At 68.4% G+C, this 3676-nt stretch carries 3 protein-coding genes; all 3 read right to left on the bottom strand.

What is annotated here, in order from left to right:
* Positions 1–1441, bottom strand: a 1441-nt coding sequence (treZ, locus tag JNK68_15390) for a malto-oligosyltrehalose trehalohydrolase (protein ID MBL8541728.1), incomplete at its 3' end; no start/stop codon positions are given.
* Between the two features lie 40 nt (positions 1442–1481).
* Positions 1482–2162 carry a hypothetical protein gene (locus tag JNK68_15385; protein MBL8541727.1) on the bottom strand — a complete coding sequence of 227 codons (681 nt, stop codon included), beginning with the start codon at positions 2160–2162 and terminating at the stop codon, positions 1482–1484.
* A gap of 18 nt (positions 2163–2180) precedes the next feature.
* A partial coding sequence (locus tag JNK68_15380; GenBank protein ID MBL8541726.1) for a putative maltokinase occupies positions 2181–3676 on the bottom strand: 1496 nt, incomplete at its 5' end.

The following is a 3676-nucleotide window of genomic DNA, read 5'->3' as shown; positions in this document are numbered from 1 at the left end:
CCTCGTCGCGAAAGCGCGGAAACCGCTCGAACTCGCGGCGGCGCCCGGCGGTGACCTGCGGCGCGAGCGTGGGCTCGAAATCGCAGAAGAACAGGAAGGGCTGCGTGCTGCCCCATTCCTCGCCCATGAAGAGGAGCGGGGGCGACGGCGCGAGCAGCACCACCGCGACGGCCGCGGCCAGGCGCTCGGGTGCGGCCAAGGCGGCGAGACGCTCGCCGAAGGCGCGGTTGCCGATCTGATCGTGGTTCTGCAGGAAGCTCACGAACGCCGTCGCCGGCAGGCCGGCGCTGGGTTCGCCGCGCGGTTGCCCCTCGCGATAGGGCGAGCGCTCGCCCTGGTAGGCGAAGCCTTCGGCGAGACAACGTCCGAGGTGCGCGAGCGGATCGTCGGCGTAGTCGGCGTAGTAGCCTTCGCTCTCGCCCGTGAGCAGAACGTGCAGCGCGTGGTGGATGTCGTCGTTCCACTGCGCGTCGTAGCAGCCGTCGCGTTCTCCGCCTCGGCACAGGTAGCGGGCGGCGTTGTCGTCGTTTTCCAGCACGAGGTGGACGTGGCGGTCGGCGCCCGGACCGGCGCGCACCGCCGCGGCAATCTCCACCAGGATGTCGGGGCGCGAGGCATCGTAGATCGCGTGCACGGCATCGAGCCGCAGCCCGTCGATGTGGAACTCCTCGATCCAGTAGAGGGCGTTGTGCACGTAGAAGTCGCGCACGGTGCGGCTTGCCGGCCCCTCGAAGTCGATGGCGCCGCCCCACGGCGTGTGATGGCGCTCGGTGAAGAACTGCCTCGCGTAGACGTAGAGGTAATTGCCCTCGGGTCCGAAGTGGTTGTAGACGACATCGAGAAAGACCATCAGCCTGCGGGCGTGCGCCGCCTGCACCAGACGCTTGAGATCGTCGGGCGTGCCGTACGCGGCATCCGGCGAGAAGAGCAGCGCACCGTCGTAGCCCCAGTCGCGCGCCCCGGGAAAATCCGCGACCGGCATGATCTCGATCGCGGTGACACCGAGTGCGACGAGGTGGTCCAATCGCTGCTCGACCCCGGCGAACGTGCCCTCCGGCGAGAAGGTGCCGACGTGCACTTCGTACAGCACGACCTCGTGCCACGGACGACCGCGCCACGCGGTGTCCTGCCAGTCGAAGGCGAGCGGATCGACGATCGCACTCGCGCCGTGGACGTCTTCGGGATTCCAGCGCGCGGCCGGATCGGGGACGGCGAGGTCGCCGTCGATGACGAACTGGTAGCGGTCGCCGGCGCGTGCCCGGCCGCGCTCGGCTTCGAACCAGCCTTGGCCGAGCGCTGCTGCTGCGGCTTCCTGTGGCTGTTCCCCTGCCGCGTGCAGGCGCAGCGCCACCGCGCGCGCACCGGGTGCCCACAGGCGGAAGCGCGCGCCGCCACTGGGCAGGAGCTCGCAGCCGAAGGGCATTGCATGGCGGCGCCTCATTGCACCTGCAGCGCTGCCGCGCGGCCCCTCGCAGCTGCCGTCATCTCTCGTCGTCGCGACGCGGCCACCAGCGCTCGAGCAGTTCCGCCGCCCAGCGTTGTCCGCCGATGCCGAAGGCGAGCGCCAGCGCGAGCACCACACCGCCGAGCACGATGAGGAACGTCTGCCGGATGATGTCGCCGCCGACACCGAGATGGTCGAGCGAGATCAGGACGACGAAGGCGAGCACCGTGTACTGCGCCAGGCGGCCGAGCAGCTCGCCGTCGCGCACTTCTGCGTTCTTGCAGTAGGTCATGATGGTCGCCGCGATGAAACGGGCGAAATACGCACCGAAGGCGAGGATCAGCACGGTGACCATCACCTTCGGCACGAACAGCATGATGCGCGCGATGAGATCGGTGACGTTGGGCAGCCCGATCCCGCTTGCCGCGATGAAAAGCGCCGCGAGAATCACCAGCCAGTACGCCAGCAGACCGAGAATGCCGACGGTATCGACGTCCACACCGCCGTGGCGGAGAAACTCGTCGAGTCCCGCGCGCTCGGTCAGCACGTTGAAGTTGATCGCGCGCAGTCCCCGCGTCACGGCAAAGCGCGCCACCCGCGCCAACAGCCAGCCGGCGACGAGCACGATCAGCGCGATGCCGAGACGCGGCAGCAGACTGGCAACCTGCAGCAGGAACACCCGCGCCGGCTCGATCAGCATGTCCACGTGTTGTTCCATGGCAATCTCCTATCCGTGTCAGGCGTCGCCCACGAGCGCAAAGATGCCGCGCAGCGGGATCGAGACCCAATCGGGCCGGTTGCCGAGCTCGTAGCGCAGCTCGTACAGTACCTTGTCCAGCTCGGCGAGCGCGAGCAGTCCGTGTGCAGCATTGAAATCGGTATAGAGCGGCGACGTTCGCACCGTTTCTTCATAGGCTGCGAGAAATGCCTGACGCACCTCGCGTTCCCATTGCGCCGCGAGCGGCTCCAGCGTCGAGGCGTCGCCGCCGCCCTGGGCGGCGTGGCGCAGTGCGGCCGAGTGCGCGTAATTGAACGACCGCAGCATGCCCGCCACGTCGCGCAGCGGCGAATGCTTGGCGCGACGTTCGGGCAGCGGCCGCGCAGGCTCGCCTTCGAAATCGATGATGATGAAATCGTGATTGGAGAGCAGCACCTGTCCCAGGTGATAGTCGCCGTGCAGCCGTGTCTTGAGCGTTGCACTCGGCGGCAATTCGTACGTCTCGATGCGCCTGGTCAGACGCTCGCGTCCCTGCAGCAGCGATTCCGCTTCCGCACGCACGGCGCCAGGCAGCTCGCTTCGTCGCTGGTCGAGTAGTGCGAGGGTGGCGGCGGCCTCGTCGAGCACGCGTCGCTTCCACTCGGCGAGATCGGTTGCGGCAAAAGGCTCGGGATCGAACGCTGCATCGCCGGTGGTGCGGGCGAGTGCGCAATGCAGTTGCGCGGTGCGCGTGCCGAGTGTCTGCATGAGGGCGAGGAAGCCGCCGTGCGCATCCGGCGTCGACGGCTGCGTACCGCGCTCTTCGAGGAAGCGGCCCAGGTAGTCGACGGCGTAGGTCCAGCCGTCGCCTTCGTTGGTGAGGAACGCCTGCAGCAGGCACAGCGTGGAGGTCGAGCCGTCGGCGGCGAGATACTCGAGCGCCCCGGCGACGCGCACGCAGTTCGGGAACTGCGCCACCTCGGTGAGGAAGCGGCCCATCTCGAGCTCGGGGTTGACGCCGCTGCGCACCTGGCGGTAGCCCTTGACGAAGAGTCGGTCGCCCAGCGTGACCACGGTGTTGCTGCTCTGCATCGTGGGGCGGGCGAGATCGAGGCGGGACAGGTCGCTGCCGGCGATCTCGCGGAACGCGCGCGTCGGCACGAAGCGAAGCTTCCCCTGCGCCGTCGCAAGCTCGCGACCCTGACCGATGGTCTCCACCAGCGCGCGGCAGAATGCAACGTCCGGCAATGCATCGGCCATGACGCCGACGTTCGCCTGCTGGCGCACCTTGGCCACCGTCCCCGTCTTGAGGCTGCGCACGCGCGCCTCCTCCGTCTCCTCCCAGGCGAGCGACAGCGGCACGAAGTAGCGGATGGTTTGTGCGCCGGTCTCGACGTCGAACTGCCCGATGAGCCACGACTGGCTGCCGCGTTCGAGCAGACCGTGGTCGACGAGGCGCGCGCGCTTCACCTTCTCGCCCTTCTGCGCGAACCAGCGCCGCTGCTCGATGTAGCGCGGAAGAATCTCCAGCTCGA

This window comes from Betaproteobacteria bacterium (assembly GCA_016791345.1).
In the GTDB taxonomy this organism is placed as follows: domain Bacteria; phylum Pseudomonadota; class Gammaproteobacteria; order Burkholderiales; family JAEUMW01; genus JAEUMW01.
The sequence above is the reverse complement of the archived record's forward strand: the minus strand, read 5'-3'. Positions and strand labels throughout refer to the sequence as shown.

Excerpts from the sequence above, each read along its gene's own strand:
- JNK68_15385 (MBL8541727.1), bottom strand. The coding sequence starts at position 2,162 with ATGGAACAACACGTGGACATGCTGATCGAGCCGGCGCGGGTGTTCCTG.